Origin of the sequence: uncultured Photobacterium sp. (genome assembly GCF_947039875.1) — a bacterium.
In the GTDB taxonomy this organism is placed as follows: Bacteria; Pseudomonadota; Gammaproteobacteria; order Enterobacterales; family Vibrionaceae; genus Photobacterium.
Genome location: NZ_CAMRAN010000015.1, coordinates 52,177 through 73,072 on the forward strand (window position 1 = coordinate 52,177; position 20,896 = coordinate 73,072).

General features: G+C 35.7%; 17 protein-coding genes. 9 read left to right on the forward strand and 8 right to left on the reverse strand.

All coding sequences use genetic code 11. From position 1 onward, the window contains the following. Window positions 1-213: 213 nt before the first annotated feature. Window positions 214-1,530 carry a DUF945 family protein gene (locus Q0V26_RS07470; RefSeq protein ID WP_297480081.1) on the reverse strand — a complete coding sequence of 439 codons (1,317 nt, stop codon included), beginning with the start codon at window positions 1,528-1,530 and terminating at the stop codon, window positions 214-216. Window positions 1,531-1,769: 239 nt separating this feature from the next. Between Q0V26_RS07470 and Q0V26_RS07475 the strand changes: the two genes are divergently transcribed. After that, window positions 1,770-2,762, forward strand: coding sequence for a 2-hydroxyacid dehydrogenase (locus tag Q0V26_RS07475; RefSeq protein ID WP_297480083.1), 993 nt, complete (start codon window positions 1,770-1,772; stop codon window positions 2,760-2,762). 68 nt (window positions 2,763-2,830) lie between these two features. Here Q0V26_RS07475 and dsdC read toward each other — a convergent pair whose 3' ends face one another. Together dsdC and Q0V26_RS07485 are read right to left on the reverse strand one after the other, a co-directional pair. Next, window positions 2,831-3,739, reverse strand: a complete 909-nt coding sequence (dsdC, locus tag Q0V26_RS07480; protein WP_297480086.1) for a DNA-binding transcriptional regulator DsdC — start codon at window positions 3,737-3,739, stop codon at window positions 2,831-2,833. A gap of 104 nt (window positions 3,740-3,843) precedes the next feature. Then, entirely contained in the window at window positions 3,844-4,443 is a 600-nt protein-coding gene (locus Q0V26_RS07485) for a TfoX/Sxy family DNA transformation protein (protein WP_297480090.1), read from the reverse strand. A 271-nt stretch (window positions 4,444-4,714) separates the two neighbouring features. Between Q0V26_RS07485 and Q0V26_RS07490 the strand changes: the two genes are divergently transcribed. From Q0V26_RS07490 to Q0V26_RS07500, 3 genes are all read left to right on the forward strand, one after another. After that, window positions 4,715-4,891, forward strand: a complete 177-nt coding sequence (locus Q0V26_RS07490) for a hypothetical protein (RefSeq protein WP_297480093.1) — start codon at window positions 4,715-4,717, stop codon at window positions 4,889-4,891. A 251-nt stretch (window positions 4,892-5,142) separates the two neighbouring features. Further along, complete coding sequence (locus Q0V26_RS07495) at window positions 5,143-6,060, forward strand: HDOD domain-containing protein (protein WP_297480095.1); 918 nt, start codon at window positions 5,143-5,145, stop codon at window positions 6,058-6,060. Window positions 6,061-6,329: 269 nt separating this feature from the next. Next, window positions 6,330-7,229 (forward strand): lysine exporter LysO family protein, encoded by a 900-nt coding sequence (locus Q0V26_RS07500; protein WP_297480097.1) that lies wholly within the window; start codon window positions 6,330-6,332, stop codon window positions 7,227-7,229. An 80-nt stretch (window positions 7,230-7,309) separates the two neighbouring features. On the opposite strand, the gene Q0V26_RS07505 is transcribed toward Q0V26_RS07500, so the two are convergent. The 5 genes from Q0V26_RS07505 to Q0V26_RS07525 form a co-directional block, all read right to left on the reverse strand. Beyond that, a complete protein-coding gene (locus Q0V26_RS07505) occupies window positions 7,310-7,762 on the reverse strand; it encodes a YidB family protein (protein WP_297480100.1) in 453 nt (150 codons plus the stop codon). Between the two features lie 50 nt (window positions 7,763-7,812). Continuing rightward, window positions 7,813-8,241 (reverse strand): peptidoglycan-binding protein LysM, encoded by a 429-nt coding sequence (gene lysM, locus Q0V26_RS07510; RefSeq protein WP_297480101.1) that lies wholly within the window; start codon window positions 8,239-8,241, stop codon window positions 7,813-7,815. Between the two features lie 389 nt (window positions 8,242-8,630). Further along, window positions 8,631-9,098 carry an RDD family protein gene (locus tag Q0V26_RS07515; protein WP_297480103.1) on the reverse strand — a complete coding sequence of 156 codons (468 nt, stop codon included), beginning with the start codon at window positions 9,096-9,098 and terminating at the stop codon, window positions 8,631-8,633. A gap of 8 nt (window positions 9,099-9,106) precedes the next feature. Further along, window positions 9,107-10,726 (reverse strand): PTS transporter subunit EIIC, encoded by a 1,620-nt coding sequence (locus tag Q0V26_RS07520; protein ID WP_297480106.1) that lies wholly within the window; start codon window positions 10,724-10,726, stop codon window positions 9,107-9,109. Window positions 10,727-11,477: 751 nt separating this feature from the next. After that, a complete protein-coding gene (locus Q0V26_RS07525; RefSeq protein WP_297480109.1) occupies window positions 11,478-12,989 on the reverse strand; it encodes a PTS transporter subunit EIIC in 1,512 nt (503 codons plus the stop codon). Between the two features lie 1,041 nt (window positions 12,990-14,030). Between Q0V26_RS07525 and Q0V26_RS07530 the strand changes: the two genes are divergently transcribed. The 5 genes from Q0V26_RS07530 to Q0V26_RS07550 all read left to right on the forward strand — a co-directional run bounded on the left by Q0V26_RS07530 (window position 14,031) and on the right by Q0V26_RS07550 (window position 20,846). Next, complete coding sequence (locus Q0V26_RS07530; RefSeq protein ID WP_297480111.1) at window positions 14,031-17,903, forward strand: reverse transcriptase domain-containing protein; 3,873 nt, start codon at window positions 14,031-14,033, stop codon at window positions 17,901-17,903. Beyond that, window positions 17,900-18,361, forward strand: coding sequence for a hypothetical protein (locus Q0V26_RS07535; RefSeq protein WP_297480114.1), 462 nt, complete (start codon window positions 17,900-17,902; stop codon window positions 18,359-18,361). The genes Q0V26_RS07530 and Q0V26_RS07535 overlap by 4 nt, the downstream gene beginning before the upstream one ends. A gap of 1,220 nt (window positions 18,362-19,581) precedes the next feature. Next, window positions 19,582-20,049, forward strand: a complete 468-nt coding sequence (locus tag Q0V26_RS07540; RefSeq protein ID WP_297480117.1) for a DUF4468 domain-containing protein — start codon at window positions 19,582-19,584, stop codon at window positions 20,047-20,049. A 135-nt stretch (window positions 20,050-20,184) separates the two neighbouring features. Further along, window positions 20,185-20,379 carry a hypothetical protein gene (locus Q0V26_RS07545; protein WP_297480120.1) on the forward strand — a complete coding sequence of 65 codons (195 nt, stop codon included), beginning with the start codon at window positions 20,185-20,187 and terminating at the stop codon, window positions 20,377-20,379. Between the two features lie 92 nt (window positions 20,380-20,471). Further along, window positions 20,472-20,846, forward strand: a complete 375-nt coding sequence (locus tag Q0V26_RS07550) for a DUF2971 domain-containing protein (protein WP_297480123.1) — start codon at window positions 20,472-20,474, stop codon at window positions 20,844-20,846. Window positions 20,847-20,896 lie beyond the last annotated feature (50 nt).

Below are 20,896 nucleotides of genomic sequence, written 5' to 3' on the forward strand. Positions count from 1 at the left end.
TTAATCCTTTGATATGTTAATTAAAATAAACCAACACCTATAACATTAAGTTAAGTCTAAATATTTAGATTTACTAAATATCAATGTTCCATTTTAAACATATTTATCAAGAAAAAGTTTAATATCATGATAATTAACACTTTATATATAAAAAACGCTTACTCAAAAAGTAAGCGTTTTATTGTTTATAATCTAAACCGACCTAAATTAAGATTATTGCAGGAATAGTGCCATCATTGCTAATGATAGTTTTTTACCAGAAGAAAATTCCAATTGATCAGCCATAATTTTCACCTGTAATTGATAATTACCATCTTGCTTAGTAACAATTTTCTGATTCACTAATACTGGTAACTTCGCGGCCAACAACGGCTCTTTAACCACTAACGCTTCAGGAATCACAATATTGATATTACCGCTCAATTGATCTGTTACAGCAATCAAATGGGTAGAAGCATGCTCTAACCCTGATTTAATTTTGAGCAGCAGTTGGGCATTAACAATTCCCTCAGGCGTCTTAACACTAAGCTGTGATAAATCAACCGTCGCACCATGAGCAATCAATAAATCTAATGCTAACATCGCTTGTTTAATTTGAGCTGGATCTTGAGTCGCTTGTGAAGACTGTTCCATCGCAGCTAACTGACTAATTGCTTTATAATTTAAACCTTTTAACGCAAGCTTAAAGGCAACATCTTGATAATGTTGACCATCAAGTGTAGTTAGTTTCGCCACTTGAATCGTATTTGTATTAGTAACTTGCAGTGTATCTTCTGTCGGTGTTTTCTCACCACTTGGCTGGCTTAACGCATTATTCATTGCAACACTAACACCATTAATGTCAATAAATTGGTGCTGATCAGCCGTTGTAAATTTGGCATGTTCTAAACTGAAGGTTTGATGTCCAATCCAAAAGTTACCTTGCATTTGACCTTTGCCTTCACCATTAATGCCTTTTACGACCATGCTTTCTTTATCTGGGGTAGCAATAGTTAATTCAGGTAGATTATAACTAAATTGACTCTTACCATTCTCAGGATCAAATTCCCCCTTCACCATTAATGTTTTGCTGATCGCTGTTACACCATCATCATGCGTATAATCCATTGGATTTATCGTCATAACAAAATGGGTTGTCCCTGTAAAACCAGAATCAGTAACGATTTGCATTGGTGCAATATTTTTACCCCAAATTTTGTTAACCAACGGTGCTAACTGTTTATCAATCACAAATTCACTGGTTGACTTGACCCCTAAAAAGCCATTATCAATATGATGGTTGACTAACCATACCGTCGGTAAGCCTTGCTCTGCAAACTCTGCTTTTAATTGATCTTTAAGTTCAATACGAGACACTGCATTTGAAGATAAATAACCGCGTTCAAAACTTTTATTGGTGATAGACAAATAAGGACTATGGTAGTTTTCAACCGCTCCCATATAGATACTCTGTCCAATTTGACCCGTTGCCAATGGACCACACGCAATAATCGCAACAGCGCCTGCACTAGCAAGAATTTTTTTCAACATATTGAATCCCAAAAATAAAGTAAGTTGCAACGAACAATCTAAATCATAACATGAACCACTTAGCCACAGCAGCATAACCATAACCGTTATTTTCGCTCGGTTACTTTGTCATACAAATGATTTGCTATTTACAACAAAGTTGTTATCTTGATCACATAATAACCGTGTAAGTTAGTCAGATATTAAGGCTTTATACTTAATAATGACTGAATAACAAATTGTGTTTTTGGAGTGATATTATGAAAATAGCTGTGTTTAGCACTAAAGGGTATGACCAAAAATCATTTACTCATACTAATAAACAATTCCATCAACAGCTCACTTATTTTGAATTTCAACTCAATCATCACACTGCAAAAATGGCTGAAGGCTTTGATGCTATTTGTGCTTTTGTTAATGACGACCTTAGCGAGCCTGTTCTCAAAATATTGGCCGAGCAAGGGGTGAAAATTATCGCAATGCGTTGCGCTGGCTTTGATCGCGTTGATCTTGACGCGGCAAAAGCATTAAATTTACAAGTCGTCACTGTTCCGGCTTATTCTCCAGAGTCTATTGCCGAGCATACTCTGGGATTAATGTTAAGCCTTAACCGCCGAATCCACCGTGCTTACCAACGGACTCGCGACGCCAATTTTTCATTAGAAGGCTTAACGGGCTACAACTTCCATGGCCGTACTGTCGGTGTTATTGGTACTGGTCGAATTGGTATTGCAACAATTCGAATTTTAAAAGGTTTAGGCATGAATATTCTTGCTTATGACCCTTATCCAAACCCTATTGCGCTAGAACTTGGTGTTACCTACTGCACCCTTGATGAAATTTACGCGCAAGCAAATGTGATCACCCTTCATTGCCCAATGAGCAAAGAAAACTATCACATGCTAAACCGTAAAGCGTTTGCAAAAATGCGTCGAGGAATGATGATAATCAATACCAGCCGTGGTGGCTTACTTAACTCAAGTGATGCCGTCGAAGCACTTAAAAGCGGTATTATTAGTGCGTTAGGTGTTGATGTTTACGAAAACGAAAAGGATTTATTCTTCCAAGATAAATCAAATGACATTATTCAAGATGATGTTTTCCGTCGTTTATCATCATGTCACAATGTACTATTTACAGGCCACCAAGCCTTTTTAACCGAAGAAGCTCTGGGCAGTATTGCGCAAACAACATTAGAAAGTCTATCTCACTTTGAAAAAGATGAGCTATCAGGTAACGAGCTTATTAAATAAAAATAAAGAATATGTTTCACCAAAAAGGCGCTTGGTGCGCCTTTTTTGATCAGTTGGGTTACTGAAGTCTAGTTATTAATCTCACTAAATAACCAATCTTTAAATGCTTTTATTTTTGGCGAAGTCTGCATCTCTTTACGGCAGACAACATAGTAACTATGTGCCGAACTCATTGTCATATCAAAAGGTGACACTAAACGGGATGTCGCTAATTGCTCTGCAACAAACGATTGTCTAGCCATTGCCACACCCATACCTGTCGTAGCGGCTTTGATGGCTAAATCAGCCCGATCAAACGTACAATTATTATCAGGTAATGCGACATTGAAATATTGAGCCCAAAATTGCCACTCATCATTTCTGCCAGCTCTCGCCCATGGCGCAGCATCATGTAACAATAAGCAATGCATTAAATTTTCAGGCTGGTTATACAATTTATTCTTTAATGCGTAATCATGACTACACACAGGAAACATGGTCTCTTCAAGTAATTTATCTACCGCAAGATTAGGATAAAGGCCATTACCAAAATAAATCGCACAATCATAACTTTCGATCTGAAAATCAACTAAATCATTTCTTGTACGTAAATGAATGCGTAGGTTTGGATATTTTTCAATAAAAGACGTCAAACGAGGCACTAACCATGTTTGAGCGAAAGTCGGAGGAGCTGAAACGGTTAAATCACCACATAGCTCCGTACTTTTTAAATCACGAATTTCATGAATAATATTGCCGAAATTAGATGCTAAAACTAGCTTTAAACGCTGACCTTCGTCGGTCAAGACTAACTTACGATGTTGTCGAATAAATAACTGAACATCTAAGACATCTTCAAGGTTTTTAATCTTATGACTGACCGCACTTTGTGTTAAACACAAAATCTCAGCAGCTCGAGTAAAACTCATTTGATCTGCTGCAATCAAAAAACAATGTAATCCAGAAAGAACAGAACCTGATAACTTAGATAATTGCATACTTTAGCCACAACAACATAATTGCTACCAGCATAGCAAAAAAATCACAGCTTCTCAGCTACATCATCTTATATAGGCTTACATTATCAATTAGCTAGTCTTTATTAATGTGTTTGTTGGCGATATTCATCAAGTAATTGTTGTTTGTGATCTTCACTTAATAACTGCCAATGCCCCCCCTGAATAGCACCAGCAAATATCCATAACAGTTTATGATCTAATTCTTGGCCATTATGTTCGCACACACGCCTAAAGACATTAACGGCACCCGCATTCAAAAAAGTATCTACATCCAAAACACCAGCTTTTTTTACCATTCGCTCTAATGTTAAGCGCATATTCGGTAAATCACGCAAACGACGATTTGATTCAGAAGATCTAAAATGTTTATCACGACAAGAAAAAGCAATTGATTCTTCGACAAATGAATCACATTGAGATTGATCCGTTAAAAATAGGGTTTTAATTTCATAATAATTAACGGTAGCTGTTTTACTTTTTTTTATATGTCTAAACTTTTCGCAGCCAGAACGAATTAATTTTTCATCAAGTTCATTCCCTCCACGAATATACATTGAGGTCGGCGTTACAATAGCAAACATAGCACTATTAATAAAAATGCCGGTACCACCAAACATAGATCTTTTTTCTTGTTGGCCAAATTTAGATAAATAATTCAAGTAATCATCTTTTATTGACGTCATAGCTTATGCTCCAGATATTATCCATAACAACTAAAAACACACCAAATATTTACCATTAGTAATGTCAATCATTTGACGAGCTATTTTATGCTCATTGCAACAGCATATGATACATCGAGCATTCGAATATGAGATTGCTCCCATATTTTTAGTCGAAAATTTATGAAACAAATTAACAATTAGCCACTTTTTATACTTGCCCTCAATTAAATATATCGTGCTAGCCTTATAAAGTTTCTTGTAAGAGGTGTAAAGACGACAAGGATAAACTATGAATACCATCGCATTATTACCTCATAATGGACATTTATTACCCGGAGGACGGTTAAAAATTATTATTTCAAGAGTCTGTGATATTCGAATGGTAACCGAGGCAATCGCAAATAATGAGGCATTCGCCTTAGGGATGATAGACTCAAATTATTGTTGCTATCAATACCAGAAATAAGCCAACGTTGGCTAGAAATATTACCTATAGAAATAAAACAAAAACAAGCACTCATCCACCAACCCACTGCAGATATTACAATTAACTTCCTATTGCAGCAGCTGCAAGATCATAACTTAATTAATAATCTAAAATAATGGTATAATTCAGCAATCCAAGCGTTAACTGCGTCAAAAAAATAGCAGCTTACACTTTGTACATTACGCAACAATGCGTACACTCATAACACCGCTTACCACTGTAATATTTTGATGTCACATTTATCTTTTTTTTGGCTAGAAGCTAATAACCAACATTATATTCGCGCTATTCAGTCGAATCTTTGCTATTCAATAAAAAAGGCAGCACGCTATAACAGGTTAACCTTACCATCCATTCCAGATACACTACTAACCTTGAATATACTGTGCGAAGATCCTGAAACAACCGTGCATGATGTCGCGACCTTATTAATTGATGATCCTGTATTAACTGCCAACATTATTCGAACCGCAAACTCGACTATATTTAACCGCCGCAATATTATTTGCAACGATATTTTCACAGCAGTATCGCGCTTAGGTATTATTCGAATAAGAGACATTATTACAGCTCAAATCATTCATTCTTTAAAAAACACATCTATTGAAAATATTGAATGTAATTCATTACTTAAAAATAGTGCATTCCATTCACGTCAATTTGCAGCCACGATGGCACTCATTTGTCAAAAAATGCATGTCTACAGTAATAAGCCCTTTAAACTTGAACCAGAAAAAGCATTATTGACAGGTCTATTAGCTGATATCGGTTTATTTGGACTCATCAATGAATATTCGCAATTTATTAAACAAGGCAATTATCTTGATTTTAATATTGCTAAATATATCTTCCGAGATAACTGTGCATTAACCAGTAAAGTGGTACTCAAGCAATGGGGCTTTGATGAGGATTATATCGCAGTTGCAACCAATACAATAACAACGCATCACGATAGTGAGATCTCTTATTTAACGATCGCACGTATGGCACATCACTTTTTACTCTTCAAAACAAATGATACAAGTATCAATGAACATGAAATTGAATTAGATCTTACTGGCGCAGAAGTAATGTATGAATTAGCCAATATGTCAGAACTTGAATTTGAGAAACAACTGCAACAAATTATTCATAGCTGTGGTATTTGATTTAATCGCCTAAATATTTAAACATCTCTCTACGTTCGTCTATAACCTCCCCATTAGGCGATACGTTCTGATACATATGCATGCAGATTAACATTGTTCGATTCAGTTCTTTCCTGTTGATAGATATACTCTTTCTGTTTTTTTATGTTATATTCATCACAAAGTTAACGCTTAATCTTTAATCACTTATTATTATGTTGTTACAGCAACATTGTATTAAGATATTCACAATGTCATTTTCAGCGTAATTTATACATATAAGGATAAATATGTTATCGGGGATCTTACTCATTTTTTTACCATTGGTATTGGGATACTTAATTCCTATAAAAAAAGCCAATATTATTGAGTTTATTAATACACAAACAAGCCGTTTAGTATTAGCGATTCTCGCATTAATGGGATTAAGTTTAGCTGGGCTTGATAACCTCAGTCAGAATTTAGGCCAAATTCTACTTTATACCTTTACTTTTTTTATCTCCATCTCAGTGTGTAATCTACTTGCACTGCCAGTGCTAGATCGTTTATGGCCCACACCAACATCTCACATACATAAAAAATTACCACTAGCAAAAATGATACTAGAATCTGCGAAGTTAGTCCTTGTGGTCGCACTAGGGCTAATTATTGGGTTATTACTAAATATTGATCTAGCATGGGTAGAACAAGCCAGTGAACATATTTTATTGTTACTGCTATTTTTTGTGGGTATTCAGCTTCGTAATAGCGGTATGACTCTGAGACAAATCATCCTTAGTAAAAAAGGCGTTATCATTGCAGCAGTAATTCTAATAACGTCATTATTAGGCGGTATTATCGCAGCGCTGTTACTTGGTATCCCCATAAATAATGGCTTAGCAATGGCGTCAGGCTTTGGTTGGTATTCATTAGCAGGGATTTTAATTGGTGATGGTTTAGGCAGTATTTATGGTGGCGCGGCATTCTTAAATGAATTATTACGTGAAATGCTAGCACTAATAATGATTCCATTACTTATTAACCGTTATCCAAATACCGCAATTGGCTATGCGGGCGCGACAGCAATGGATTTTACCTTACCTGTCATTCAAAACTGTGGCGGTATTCGTTGTGTGCCAATAGCCATTGTAAGTGGCTTTATTCTAAGCATGTTAGTACCTATTTTAATCCTCTTTTTCTTATCATTATAAAAAGTAAAAACCTCAACTTATTTCAAGTTGAGGTTTTTTATCTGAGTGTGAATAATCCATCAGCTTAATATTACGTAAGCTTATTTTTTACCAAACAAGCTTGCTGCCATATTGAACAAACCAGAAATACCACCCACGGAATTTAATAATTCACCAGCAATCTCACCAGCAGGACTAGCATTATCAACCATAGCTGGAAGTGCCTCACTTAGGCCAGCTTTAGCATCTTGTTCTGGAATATTCAATTCATTCGCAAAATCAGATAGCTGAGAACCTGAAAAAATCTTACTAATATCATCAGTAGAGATCGCACTGTTCTCACCTTTTCCAAGCCAGCTCTGTAATACATTCGCAAAGCCTGCACCATCAATAGATGACAATAGTTGCTTTAAATTCACACCCTTACCGTTCTCATCTCCCCCAAGCAAACGAGACAGTGCTGAGACAATAGAACCTTGGCTTAAGCCACCTGTATTTGCTTGTGACTGACTAAATAACTGTGCGCCAATTTCTAATATTTTTGCAATATCCATAATATCCTCGTTTACTTTATTAATGTGGGTGATTAAAAATTACGCCTAAATTATATCTGAGTAATACGCAGCTTTTGTCCAGCGAAAATCAAATCTGGGTTTCGAATAACTTCTTTGTTTTCTTCAAAAATTAATTCGTACTTAGTGCCATTACCTAGTGTTTTCTCAGCGATCTTCCACAAACTATCACCTTCTTCAACAATGTAATAAGTCACAGCACTTGTCTCTTCTGGCGCTGCAATATTATCCACAACACTTGCAATTCCATGAGTATTGCCCGCCATTAGAATTGCTTTCTCACGTGCTGCCGCTGAATCAGCAGAACCAGATAAAGTCGCAATACCGTCTTCAACGCTCACCTGTAACTCACTGATACCTGGGTTATTATCTTCAATATGTTGAGTAATTTTCACTGGTGCTTCATCTTCATTAGAAAACAATTTATGACCAATACCACGAGCAAAATCTAATAAACCCATATTCTTCTTCCTTTTATTAACTGCTTTATTTTTAATGCATATTATTTGCACACACCCTAAAAGAGTAGTGAGCCAGCCAATTAAAAGATAGCACTCAGTAGTGAAAACTATCTTTCCAATAATGGAATCAATACTGTATTTAATAAATAAATGGCATTTTTTGCTATAAAATCATACATAAACGACAAATAAAGTATGATATTAACCCAAAAAAAAGCCACAACAATAAATGCAAAAATATAAAACACTGTTTAAATAAAGAGACAAAAATGGCTCAAAAAACAACCAACATTAAATGTAACAATTTTACTGTGTCTATAGTAATAGACAAAAAAACGTAAAAAAAAGCCACAGCATTATGCTGTGGCTTTCATATTTATGATGATAACTTAATCCAATACTACTGTCGTATGGTTAGTACGATCATGCCAAGGTAAATGTGAGAAAGCTAAATATTGAGCCCCACAATAAAGTGGATATAACCCCAACGTTGCTACACAAAGGTAAATTTTATTAAACTCACGCTTTAAGTAACGCTGCTTCGTCAATGATTGATCATCTGTTGTTACTACCTGAACGCTTAATAAGTAACGTGATAATGACGTACCCAATAAACGATAGCAGATCCATTGATAGCCCATAAAGGCACCAATAAATAGCAACATTAGTCCCATAAACAATAGCAATAATGCAGGCAATGCCATGATATCGTTTAACGAAAGCGTCGCGCCAGTACCATTAGAGAGATAAGCAATAATGCCAAGGTAGATATCGCGACCAACCATCGCAAACATCTGCACAATTGCCATATCAATCATGAAGGTACCAATACGTCGGTATTTCAGTTTAAAGCTCATTAGCGTTCTTACTTACCTAGCTTCGCGTTAATCTGTGCTTTAAAGCCAGCAGCTTGTGCACCATAGATAGCTTGAATGCCTGTATTACCAATCTTCACTAGACCTTTCGCACCTAAATGCTCAGTCCAATATTGATTGTCTTTTACTAAGTCACCGTCTTTAACAGTAATACGTAAACGTGTAATACATGCATCAACATCAACGATATTATCTTTACCGCCAAGTGCTTCAATCATCTCATCGGCTTGAGCGTCATTTGCGCCACCAGCAGCTTTTGATGCGTGGTAATCTTGCTTGCGAACAACCGCTACCGCACTACCCTTACGACCTGGTGTTTTCACATCAAACTTCAAAATGAACCAACGGAACAAGAAGAAGTAAACAGGACCATAAATTAGACCAAGTAGTGGAATGTAGTACCAATGGTTTTCAGTACCCGTAAGGCCTGGCAACATACCAAATAAAGCGAAGTCAATGAAACCACCACTGAATGTCATACCCACTTTAACCTGTAGCAAGTCCATGATCATAAATGATAGGCCGGCTAGTGGCACGTGGATGAAGTAGTAAAGTGGTGCAGATAAGAATAGGAATGTAAATTCGATTGGCTCAGTAATACCGGTTAGGAACGCTGTTAGCGCAACAGAGAATAATAGACCACCCACCGCGGTTTTATTTTCTTTATCTGCAACAGTGTACATAGCGTAAGCTGCGGCTGGCAAACCAAACATCATGAATGGGAATTTACCCGTCATAAAGTTAGTTGAAGAGAACTGTGAATAATCACCATTCGCTAAAGAACCAAAGAAAATGTTTTGCGTACCCTTAAATACTTGACCTGCGATTTCAGCCGTACCACCAATTTCTGTCTGCCATAATGGAAGATAGAACACATGGTGTAGACCAACAGGAATCAATGCACGCTCGATAATACCGAAAATAAACGAAGCAATGTAACCGTGACCTGAAGCAGTCATCTCACCGAGCATTGCACCGATAGAACCAAATGCAGCGCCGATATATGGCCAGATAAAGACTAGTGCAATACCATAAAATAATGCAGAGAATGCACTAATAATCGGAACGAAACGTGCGCCACCAAAGAAGCCTAAGAATTCAGGTAACTTAATAGCGTGGTATTTATTGTGAAGCACAACAGTAATGCCACCAGCAATAAGACCACCGAAGACACCCATACTTAGTGTATTGTGAATACCAAGCACATCAGCTAGTACACCAGCATAGTGGGTGCCCATTAATATCACTGTGTTGTTGGTGGTATCAACCATACCTGCAACAGTCAGTGTTTTTGCAATCGCAACGTTCATTACAAGGTATGCAATGGTAGCAGCCAGTGCCGCAGCACCTTTTTCTGCACGTGCAAAACCGATAGCAATAGCGAGTGCGAACATAAGTGGTAAGTTTGCGAAGACGATACCGCCAGCAGCGGTCATAACCTGTAAGAAACTATTTAAAAGTGTTCCGTCTTGCAAAATACCGATTTGGTACGCTTCAATCATACTTTGGTTAGTAAAACTACCACCAAGCCCCAGCATAATACCAGCAGCTGGTAGCAAGGCTATCGGTAGCATTACTGCTTGAGATAACTTACTGAAAAAGGCTTTCATTACCTTGTCTCCTCGAGATGGACTCTACACTTGTCGATGAAATAAATATGAGACTTTAATTACGCCTCTTTTTCTAAATCATTTTCAAAAACAAATAAGCAGGTGGTGAACACTTTCGCAGTTAGAGACCAGCTCAAATTACCAAGGGTAATTGCGTTAGTGAACATTGTTTGCTCCTGAGTATATTTATATTGAAATAACACTAAGCACTAGCGACATACCCCCGTAGTCATTTGCTAATACTTATTCCGTACTATTTCAAGCATTAGTATAAAATGCGTCGAATAATATAACTTGATGACTATCAAAATTACTAATAAGCAATAAAGTATAATTTCAAACTATAATACAGATCACAATGAAACAAATGCAATTAAACGCCACCATCAAGTCATAACACAATGAATTTAAAGACTAAAAATTATCAAAAAACGCATTTTTTAACGAAAACAATCCTCTCAAATAAGTAACCTTTGTAACCTATGTAACATGAATAACAAGTAATATTTGTTAAAAGTTTGTCACATATCTGGCTTTTTAACTGCCACATAATAATTCATATAAAACCAACAACGCATTTATAAATTATATAACGCACATAATTTTGCACTCCAATTTACCAACTTCTCGTTTTTAATAATTTATAAATAAAAAAATCCCGCGACTTTCATCGCGGGATTTTCATAGAGAGGTGAATGAATATACCCCTCTGTTGATTAATAGTACAAAGAGTAGCTAATCGTAATTAGCCCTATTCTTTATGCTCTGCTTTTTCTTCTGCAGTACGATAATCAAACAGGAAGATCAATACCATTGGCACAACAAAAGCAACCGCGATTGATACTGCGTAAATCCACATTGGGTGGAACACAGGAATCGTTAATAGTGACGTAAATGCAAACGCTTGAGTTTTAACACTGCCGTACATAGAGCTAAGAACAGCTAGCGTTACACCCCCAGCTAAACAACCAGCAAGTAAACGTGGGTATACTTTCTTAAAGCGTAAGTGAATACCGTATAGTGATGGCTCTGAAATACCACCAAATAGACCGGCAGCTAACGCACCAGAAGCTGTTTGACGCATGGTTGCATCTTTTTCACGAAGAGAAATCAGTAATACACCCGCTGTCGCGCCGAAACATGCAAAGTTCCACACACCCATAGGGCCTTGAATGAAGTCATAACCTAATGTTTGAATATTCATTAACATTAGTGCATTTAGCGGCCAGTGTAGACCCAATGGAACAAGGAATGGGTACAATAGCGGGATTAAAATCGCGAACACAAACGGTGCATTCGTATTTAGCCAAGCTAAACCAAGACCTAAGTAAGTACCAATCCATACACCTAGAGGACCAATCAAGAACGCTGTTAGCGGGATCATGATGATCAAAGAAAGGAATGGTACAAATACCATGTGTAGATTGTCAGGAATGATTTTCTTTAAGAAGCGATATACAAGTGCTAATACAGCAACCATGATCAACGGAACGAACACGTTACCAGAGTAATCATTAAGCTGCATTGGTAAACCAAACACGTGTGCAACGTGAGAGACAGTGCCTAAAGTTGCATCTTTAATAGACGTTGTTGACGCTAATGATGTTAGCTTTTGGAAATCAGGCGTCATTAATGCGCCCATGATTGCCGCACCTAACCAAGGATCAACTTTAAGTTTTTTAGATGCATTATAAGCAACCATAATTGGCAAGAAGTAGAATACAGAATGCCACATTGAATCGACAAAGATCCAACCCGCAGACTTATCACCCCTAAAATCAACAATGTGTAGGGCATCTAATACTGCACATAATGCAATAATTAACGATGCACCTAGTAAAATACCTAAAATGGGACGGAACGAATCTGAAAGGTATTCAAAGAAACCATCAACCCAAGCAACTTTACCTCGAACACCACTAGAGCGTAGTGATGCTTTCACATCATCATTAGATGCAGCAGCAACTTTAGTTTCAGTATCACTTGCGCTATCACCACTATTCGCTTGTTTTTCAATTAACAGTTGCAGTGCGCTATGCATCGTCGCAACACCGCCACCAACAACAATTTGGTAGCGCTCGCCACTTTGAGGAACACAACCCATTACATCAGGAATAGCATCTAATGCGGCTTTATCTACAATTGAGTTATCGTTTAATTCAAAACGTAAACGCGTTGCACAGCACGTTAAAAACTTAATGTTAGCAGCACCACCAATCCCTTCAAGGATTCTCTCTGCTGATGATTTATTGCCATTCGACATGATTTTTACCTTTTATATCCAAACTAATACCAATGACAGATTGTATCCCTCACTAGCACGTACGTAATAAATCATTAATTTTATTGGTATAATTAATGGTTCTATACAATATTTATCTACTTTAATAAATTTAGCTTTAACTCTTAATAAGAATAAATTGATTAAAGCATTCCTAGCAAGAATAACCAAATGGTGATATTGCTCGTTTTTGACCGATATTTCCAGAATATACTTAAATAAGATACAAAATATAAAACATGGATCACACTGGTCACACTACGAGCTGTAAATTACTGATAATAAAACCAAAAAAACGCAATCCTAATAAAAATTTTATTACACAAATGAAACATAAATAACACAATGTAACAATGATACAAAAAAGTGATAATGCTATATTCAACATAGTAAAAAAGACGCACTGCTCTTTTCTTATTAATTAGAAGCTATTCAAGATGGGTAATATCAGACTTAGGAATGATTAAAAAACAGCCGTGATAATTAGTAACAGCGTAAAGATAATGGCAATATTTAGACGAGAAAGCGTTATTAATGCCCAAATCCCCTCCGTCGTTTCAGGCACTGAATGTCCGCGAGGGCGATAGGGAATCTAATCACCGCGCGTCGTAGAGTTATTGTGGTTGTATTATTAGATTTTAGGCTTTTTTAGATTCCTCCCCTGTTGGTTCAATTTAAGTCAGTTCCTTTGAATGGTTCAATAGTAGTGGTTTCTTAAATACCGCAATGCAGGTTGAGGGGTAATGTAAACCGGTTTTGTTAGGGTATACCTGAAATGACTCGTAATTATATAAACATATTTATGACCCAAAACAATTCAGGATAAAGCTCATATTGTCTATATCACAGGAGTTTCCAATACTTTTGTTGCCTACAAGTGAAAACCCACACTCAAATTAATATTACGTATTGGTTTTGATTATTTTTAGCTAGTAATTCACTACAATCAATTATCAATAATATGTAAAGTATGTATCATATGATTATTATTTAAACCGAATATACCACTTGGTTAATTCTCTCATGCTATTAGATAAAAAATACAGCAAGCTTTTACCTACAAAAAATTTCCTTACAGATGAAGTAATCCTTCTAAATGCTTGGAAAAAATCTCATCAACACATAAGAGGCGTTAACTGGTATGTTGATTGTTTCGACCTAGATCGCTCAGCTTTAGAGTTAGACATCAGGGTTTCTGAATTATCTAGAACACTAAAATCTAAAAACCTTTCTTTGTCTCCTCTCCAACTTATACCGGTACCTAAGTCGCATCAATGGCAGTTTAAATCACCTTCGGATATTGGAGCCTCAGCGCTGAAGTGGTTACCGCAAGTACAAGAAAATCAAGAACAAGATAGTGATGTACCACTCTTACCTATGCGTCCATTAGCTCATGTATCTATCAATGACCAAATGCTTTTTACCGCTATTATGATGCTATTAGCGAACAAGGTTGAAAGTTTACAGGGCGATCCTTTAACACCTTTTGATAAAATACATAAAAACGGTGTTATCAACTACGGAAATAGACTTCATTGTAAATATATTGATCTTGATGCTTACTATTCTTGGGGGAATAGCAATACTTACAGTAAGTTCTTTCAAGATTACCAGCAATTCTTAGCTCGCCCTATCTATTTTGGTCGTGAAGCTAAACGGATTAAAACAAGTAAAGAAGAGATCTATGAGATCCATTTAGACTTTTCTAAATTCTATGACTCTATTGATAGAAGTATACTGAACGAAAAGATTTTTAAGTTAATTGAAGATATCACAGGTAGAGAACCTGATGAATGCATCCAATATGCTTTAGAACAGTTTGAAAACTGGGATTGGACACCTAGCTCTCATGCCCTTTATAAAGATGTTTGCCGAAATAAACACATTCAATCTTTAGAACACAAAAAAGGAATTCCACAGGGGTTAGTTGCAGGTGGTTTTTTTGCAAACATTTACATGCTCGCTTTTGATAATCAACTCGCTGACTTAATAGGACATTATTTAGACGACGAAGAAAATGTTTTATTAATTGATGCATGTCGTTATGTAGATGACCTGCGGTTAATTATTAAAACAGACAAAGCAAAAGATACAGAAACGAAGCTTCGTGAACTTATAACAAAAAAACTAGAGTCATATGTATCTGACTTAGGGTTAATCCTTCAACCTAAAAAGACAAAGGTAAAGAAATTCAGTTCAAAAGAAGGTGCTCTTTCGGCAAAACTTGCAGGTATCCAAAGTAAATTGAGTGGTCCCATGCCACTACATGAACTTAGTGAACAATTAGGTCACCTTGAAGGTCTGATAGAGCTTTCTGATAACTTAGAAAGTGAATCCTTAGATGAACAAGAATGGAATAATGACTTTGTCAGTGAGTTAGCTTTTATTGATAAAACATTTAACGATGTTCGTAAAGATACTCTTCTTCGTTTCACAGCAAATAAAATTCATATTTTACTCCGTCAAAAACGTAACATGATTTCACAAGAAGTTAGCAATACTGGAATACCTATCGCAGGGGAATGGGACTATTTGCAAGAGAGGATGGCTCGCAAACTCATTTCAAAATGGACAAAAGATCCTTCGCTTTTACTGCTACTAAAAAAAGGGATCGAGTTATTCCCACATGAACAATTATTGCGACCAATATTACGAAATTTGGATGAGGTGCGAAAGCAAGATAAACCAGAGCTAATAATTTTTGCTGAGTATTGTATCAGTGAGATATTCCGTCATTCAGCAACAGCAATCCATACAAAAGATAGATGGGCATTTCCTGCCCACTCACATCCTGAAGGCTACTTTGAGTACCTCGAAAACTATGCATTTAATAAATTAGATGGACTTGATAGTTTTAGTGAAGCGTTAAGGGAACAAATTTTATTCTTTTGTCTTATTCGCAATGATTCTGCTCTAAAAGAATCAGTCAATAAAGAACCATTCGATCTAATTACTCAACTTTTAAACGGATTTCGTAATGTAAATCTTCAAGTGAAACCGAAGGATTTCACTACTGCAATTTTGCTTGCTAACCAAATTGCTTTAGATAAACGCAAAGTACTTCGTTCTATTTCGAGTGCTTTGGAGGCAATCTATAACCGTCATCCGCCAAAACAACGTCAAACTTTCTCCAAGTCAAAACAACCTGCAAGGCCAAGAGTAAGACTTCTTCATAGAGGAAATCTTTGGAAAATATGTGAGAGGGTTATGCTGAATAATCCTGAGCTGTTCGAAACATTATATACGATTGCAAGATCGTTGAATCTTAAGTGGATCAACAGAGTTAATGATTTAGCCACTTATCTTGGAATAAATGATTATGCAAAAATCAAAGGGAACCTTTCATTTTACAATAATAAGTCAATATCTCTATTGTCTGTTTTACGAGCAGATCCCAATCCATTTACACATGAGAACGGCATACTAAAACTACTCCAAACAACACTAGGTATGCTTGATAAACTCAACTTCTCAAAACCAATTGATATCGCCAACACAAAAATTTGCTGTACTAATTGGGATGATTTACTTCGTTTGAAGTCTTCTTGTAAATTAACTATTGACCTAGAATATTTTGAAGACGAACAGAAATTATTTCACTCACCTCCAAACTGGTTAACTCAAGAGCATAAGCCACTATATTTTATTGGGATGTTTATACGAAGCTGTCTTTTAGGTTCTGTAGATTGGAGTAGCACAATCATTAACTCAAGTGATCGCCCTGCATATCGTGGGATAAAGTCCAATATATTAAAAAGACAAATTGGTATGATGCATTCGCCTGAAGCTTTTGGTGATAGTAAGTCTCCTATGAGTGATTGGCTCTCCACTTTACTATTTAAACTTCTCCAATGGCCGGGAGTTGAAAGCAGTGATAGCACATACTCTTGGCCTAGAGTATGGGATCTGAATGAACTAGAAAAGTGCATAAATCGTCGAGTGGTGGTACAAGCGCTTTCTTTTTGTAATCTATCGAACATTCCAACTTATACTGAAAAAGTTAAACTCGGTTGGAATCATAATAAAAAGCATTTAAATGTAATTATGGTTCAGCCACTTCTACCTTTAGTGAAGGATTTTGATAAAGAAGGACTAAAGCTAGATACCCCTAAATATAGAGCTAAGCACAGACGGCATGTTGCGTCTGTCTCTGAATTGATCTTACATAAAATAGCTAGTGTCGATAGTATAAATGATATACCAAACCTTAAAGGAAAGGCTGATTTAATTGTATGGCCTGAATTGTCAGTTTCACCCGACGATCTAGATATATTAGAGAGACTGTCAGATAAAACAGGCGCTATTATTTTTGCAGGTATTGGATTTAGCCATATCCACAACATACATGAGCTAAATAATGCAGCCATTTGGATTATCCCAAATAAGGGTTCCTCTGGACGTCGATTTGTTAAACGCTTACAAGGCAAACAAAATATGACATCTGAAGAAAAAGGGGAAATTTCCTCTTGGAGGCCTTACCAACTAATAATTGAATTGCTTCACCCTGCATTACAAGATCAAGAAGGTTTTAAGCTAACGGGTTCAATTTGTTATGACGCTACAGATATTAAGTTAAGTGCTGACCTTAAAGACAAGTCACACGCATATATCGTATCGGCTATGAATAAAGATATATCAACATTTGACAGTATGGTGGATGCTCTTTTTTATCATATGTATCAGCATGTAGTACTAGTAAATAGCGGAGAATTTGGAGGATCTGTAGCTAAGGCCCCTTATAAAGAAAGGTTCCATAAGTTAATAACCCATACTCATGGTTCTCACCAAGTTTCTATATCAACTTTTGAAATGAACATGTTTGATTTTAGAGAATGTGGTCAATCTATGAAGTCTAATAAAGAAGTAAAAACACCTCCAGCAGGAAATATTAAATGATTTGCTTAGATACTAATATTGCTCAGCTACTAACTTTTGAATTCTGGAATGATAGAGCTGACATTATAATGACTTTAATAGCAGGCATCGCTTTACTATTTACAATCATACAATTGAGATCAGGTCGTAAAGAATCAAGAAGGGCTACAGCATACTCAACTTATCAAGAATATTTAAAGCTTTGCTTTGATAACGTGGTACTCGCTTATGGAAACAAAAATGAAATCATTAAAAATGGTGAAATCACGAAGGAATACCCATGGTTTGTATCCCAAATGCTCTTTGCATTTGAGCAAATACTAGAAAATGACAATTCTGACGAGCAATGGAAAGTTTCCATTAAGTCTCAATTAAAACGCCATGCTTGGTATATGAAAAGGTCGAATACAGCGAATCGTGACGAGTGGAATCATGAACTTAGAATAATAATAAACGAAGTTATAGCTGAAGATAAATGAACTGGTTCATAGTCCCTCAAAAAAATAATGAGCACTACTTGATTTTTATTGGTACTGCCTAAATCCAGCCTTTAAACTATTTATTTCTTATTTTGACCTCAAGAGCTAGAAGATAATTTCTAGCTCGTTTTTTATAACCAATATCAGACTATTTCGACGAGCTTCCCCACCAATTTCACATAACATCTGTAATGACTACCGACGTTGTAAGTTGATGAATATCGCTATTTTTTTGTGATTAGTCTGCAAATCGAGTTCAAAGTAATAATTTAGGATCGGGTAACATCATTAACAAAATAACAACATCATATTGAGACTTATTTAAGGTGACTTTCTTAGATAAAATGAGCTGTTTCAAGGGGAATTATCACGAACGCTGATCGCGAAGTACGTGATAGATGGATACTGTTAAATAGAGCCGTTTTTAGCAAAAAGTAATACTAGCTATCGAGTGGTGGGGTTTTATGGATTTAAAATCAATTCTAGGGGGGATTTGACGGGTATTTAGGTTTGATGTGCAATGTCTAAAAATTTTCACCCTCCTATGTGAGGAAATTTTCAAAATGGTTGTATATCTATTTTATATAGTTTAATCATTTACTTGTTTATAATCTTTAATTCCATGATAAAATAGATACATAGCTTGTTTAGGTCAGCTATCACTGAGGTTACAATCGGTTCTGTTGTTATTGGCCCTTACATTGCACTTCCTTGTTTTTTATTTTTAATCACTATCGCGCATTCAACTTTCGTGTTTTTAACAAATAAATTTAATAAGGAGACTAATATGGAAAAACCAAACACTCTGTTTTTATATCTATCTTCAGCGCTAATTGGAGCACTTGGAGGTGTAGTTGCCAACACAATGGAATGGTTGACCTAAGCAAGCTATTATCCATCTATAAAGAACTTTAAGAACCGTCCATCGTGACGGTTTTTTCGTATCTGGACGTTACCACGTATCTGTCTCTGTTCGGATCGCTTTTGATGCATACTGTTAAATAGGGCTGTTTTCGTAGGAAAGTAATACCTATTGTCGAGTGATATGAGCTTGTGGTCTTAAAATCGTTTACAGGGGCTCTTTGACGGATATTTGGGTTGCATCATATTGATACATATAACAGCCTGATTAAAAGTATATTTACACAAATGTGAGCAAAGCATTTTTTTGCGTTGTCACAGTGTGTATATTGCTTTTTTAAATTTTATTGTAGGTTGTTATGAGTCGTATTATTGCATTTATTTTTTTAGTTCTATTGATGCAGGGATGTTCATCTTTTGAAGTTGTTACAACTAAGAGTATTCCCGTAGAAAAAGTTATTTATATTAAAGGTGAGGCTCAAAATTCACTTTTTGTTAAAGCTAATAATTGGATGGTTAATAACTTTAAAAATGCTAAATCAGTTGTTCAATTTACAGATAAAGAATCTGGCAATGTTTCTGGTAGATACTTGCTTGGCATGGTGATGCCAGCTAGTGATTATGCGCCAGCTAGTTATGCCTATGCGATAATTAACATTAAAGTTAAAGATGGAGCGGCTAAAATAAGTATCACTCCTGAATCATTTGTCTATGTTAAAAATAATATGTTTACGTATTACACAGAAGAACAATCTCAGAAAGATGTAAATTCTTTAATAGATTCTTTTTCAACGTCAATAAAAATTGCTGAAGATAATAATTGGTAATTAAGTTATTTAAGTCGACCGTCCATTGAGGCGGTCTTTTTTTCTGGTTGTTACAGCGTGTCAGATTGCATGATCAAATGCCAACATTTCAAACTGAATCAGATAAGAATGATATTTAATATGGGATATTAAACAATGAAAATATTTGCAACAAATAACGATCAAATTATTGATTTAGAAAGAGTTATATCAATAGAGATATCTTCCACATGCAACTTCTTCATTGTTGAATACACGTTTATAAATGGAAAGGTTATAAAAAGCATCAATGCAGAATCTGAATTAGCATCAAAAGAAAAATGGGCAGCAGTTGAGTTAATGACTAAGTAGGCGTGATGTTAAAAGGTCACCGATTAAGGCGATCTTTTTCTTCTCGTGTTGTCGAGTATTGTTTTTCTTTAAATTTATAAATAAGGTGTAACATGATTTATAAATTCTTACCGCAGGAAAGAATTGATGTTTTGCAACATTTAAAAATAAGATATACGCCATTAACATCGTTAAATGATCCATTTGAATCTATCCCTTTATTTAAACTTGATGATTTAAGATATAAGTACATAAAAAAAACATTATCTAAATTTAACCTTTCAGAAGATGAAACGATAAAATTGGTAGATGATAAAATTAAAGTAATGCCAGACAATATAAGAAAAAAAATCATATCAGGTTTAGGTGATAGCTTTGGTGTTTTGTCATTATCTAGATCAAGACATAATTTATTAATGTGGTCTCATTACGCTCAATCTCATACTGGTTTTGTAATTGGTTTTGATGAAACACATAAATTTTCCTGATTCCCACTATTTAACAGCTACTGTTAAATTATCTCCTATACTTTAAGATA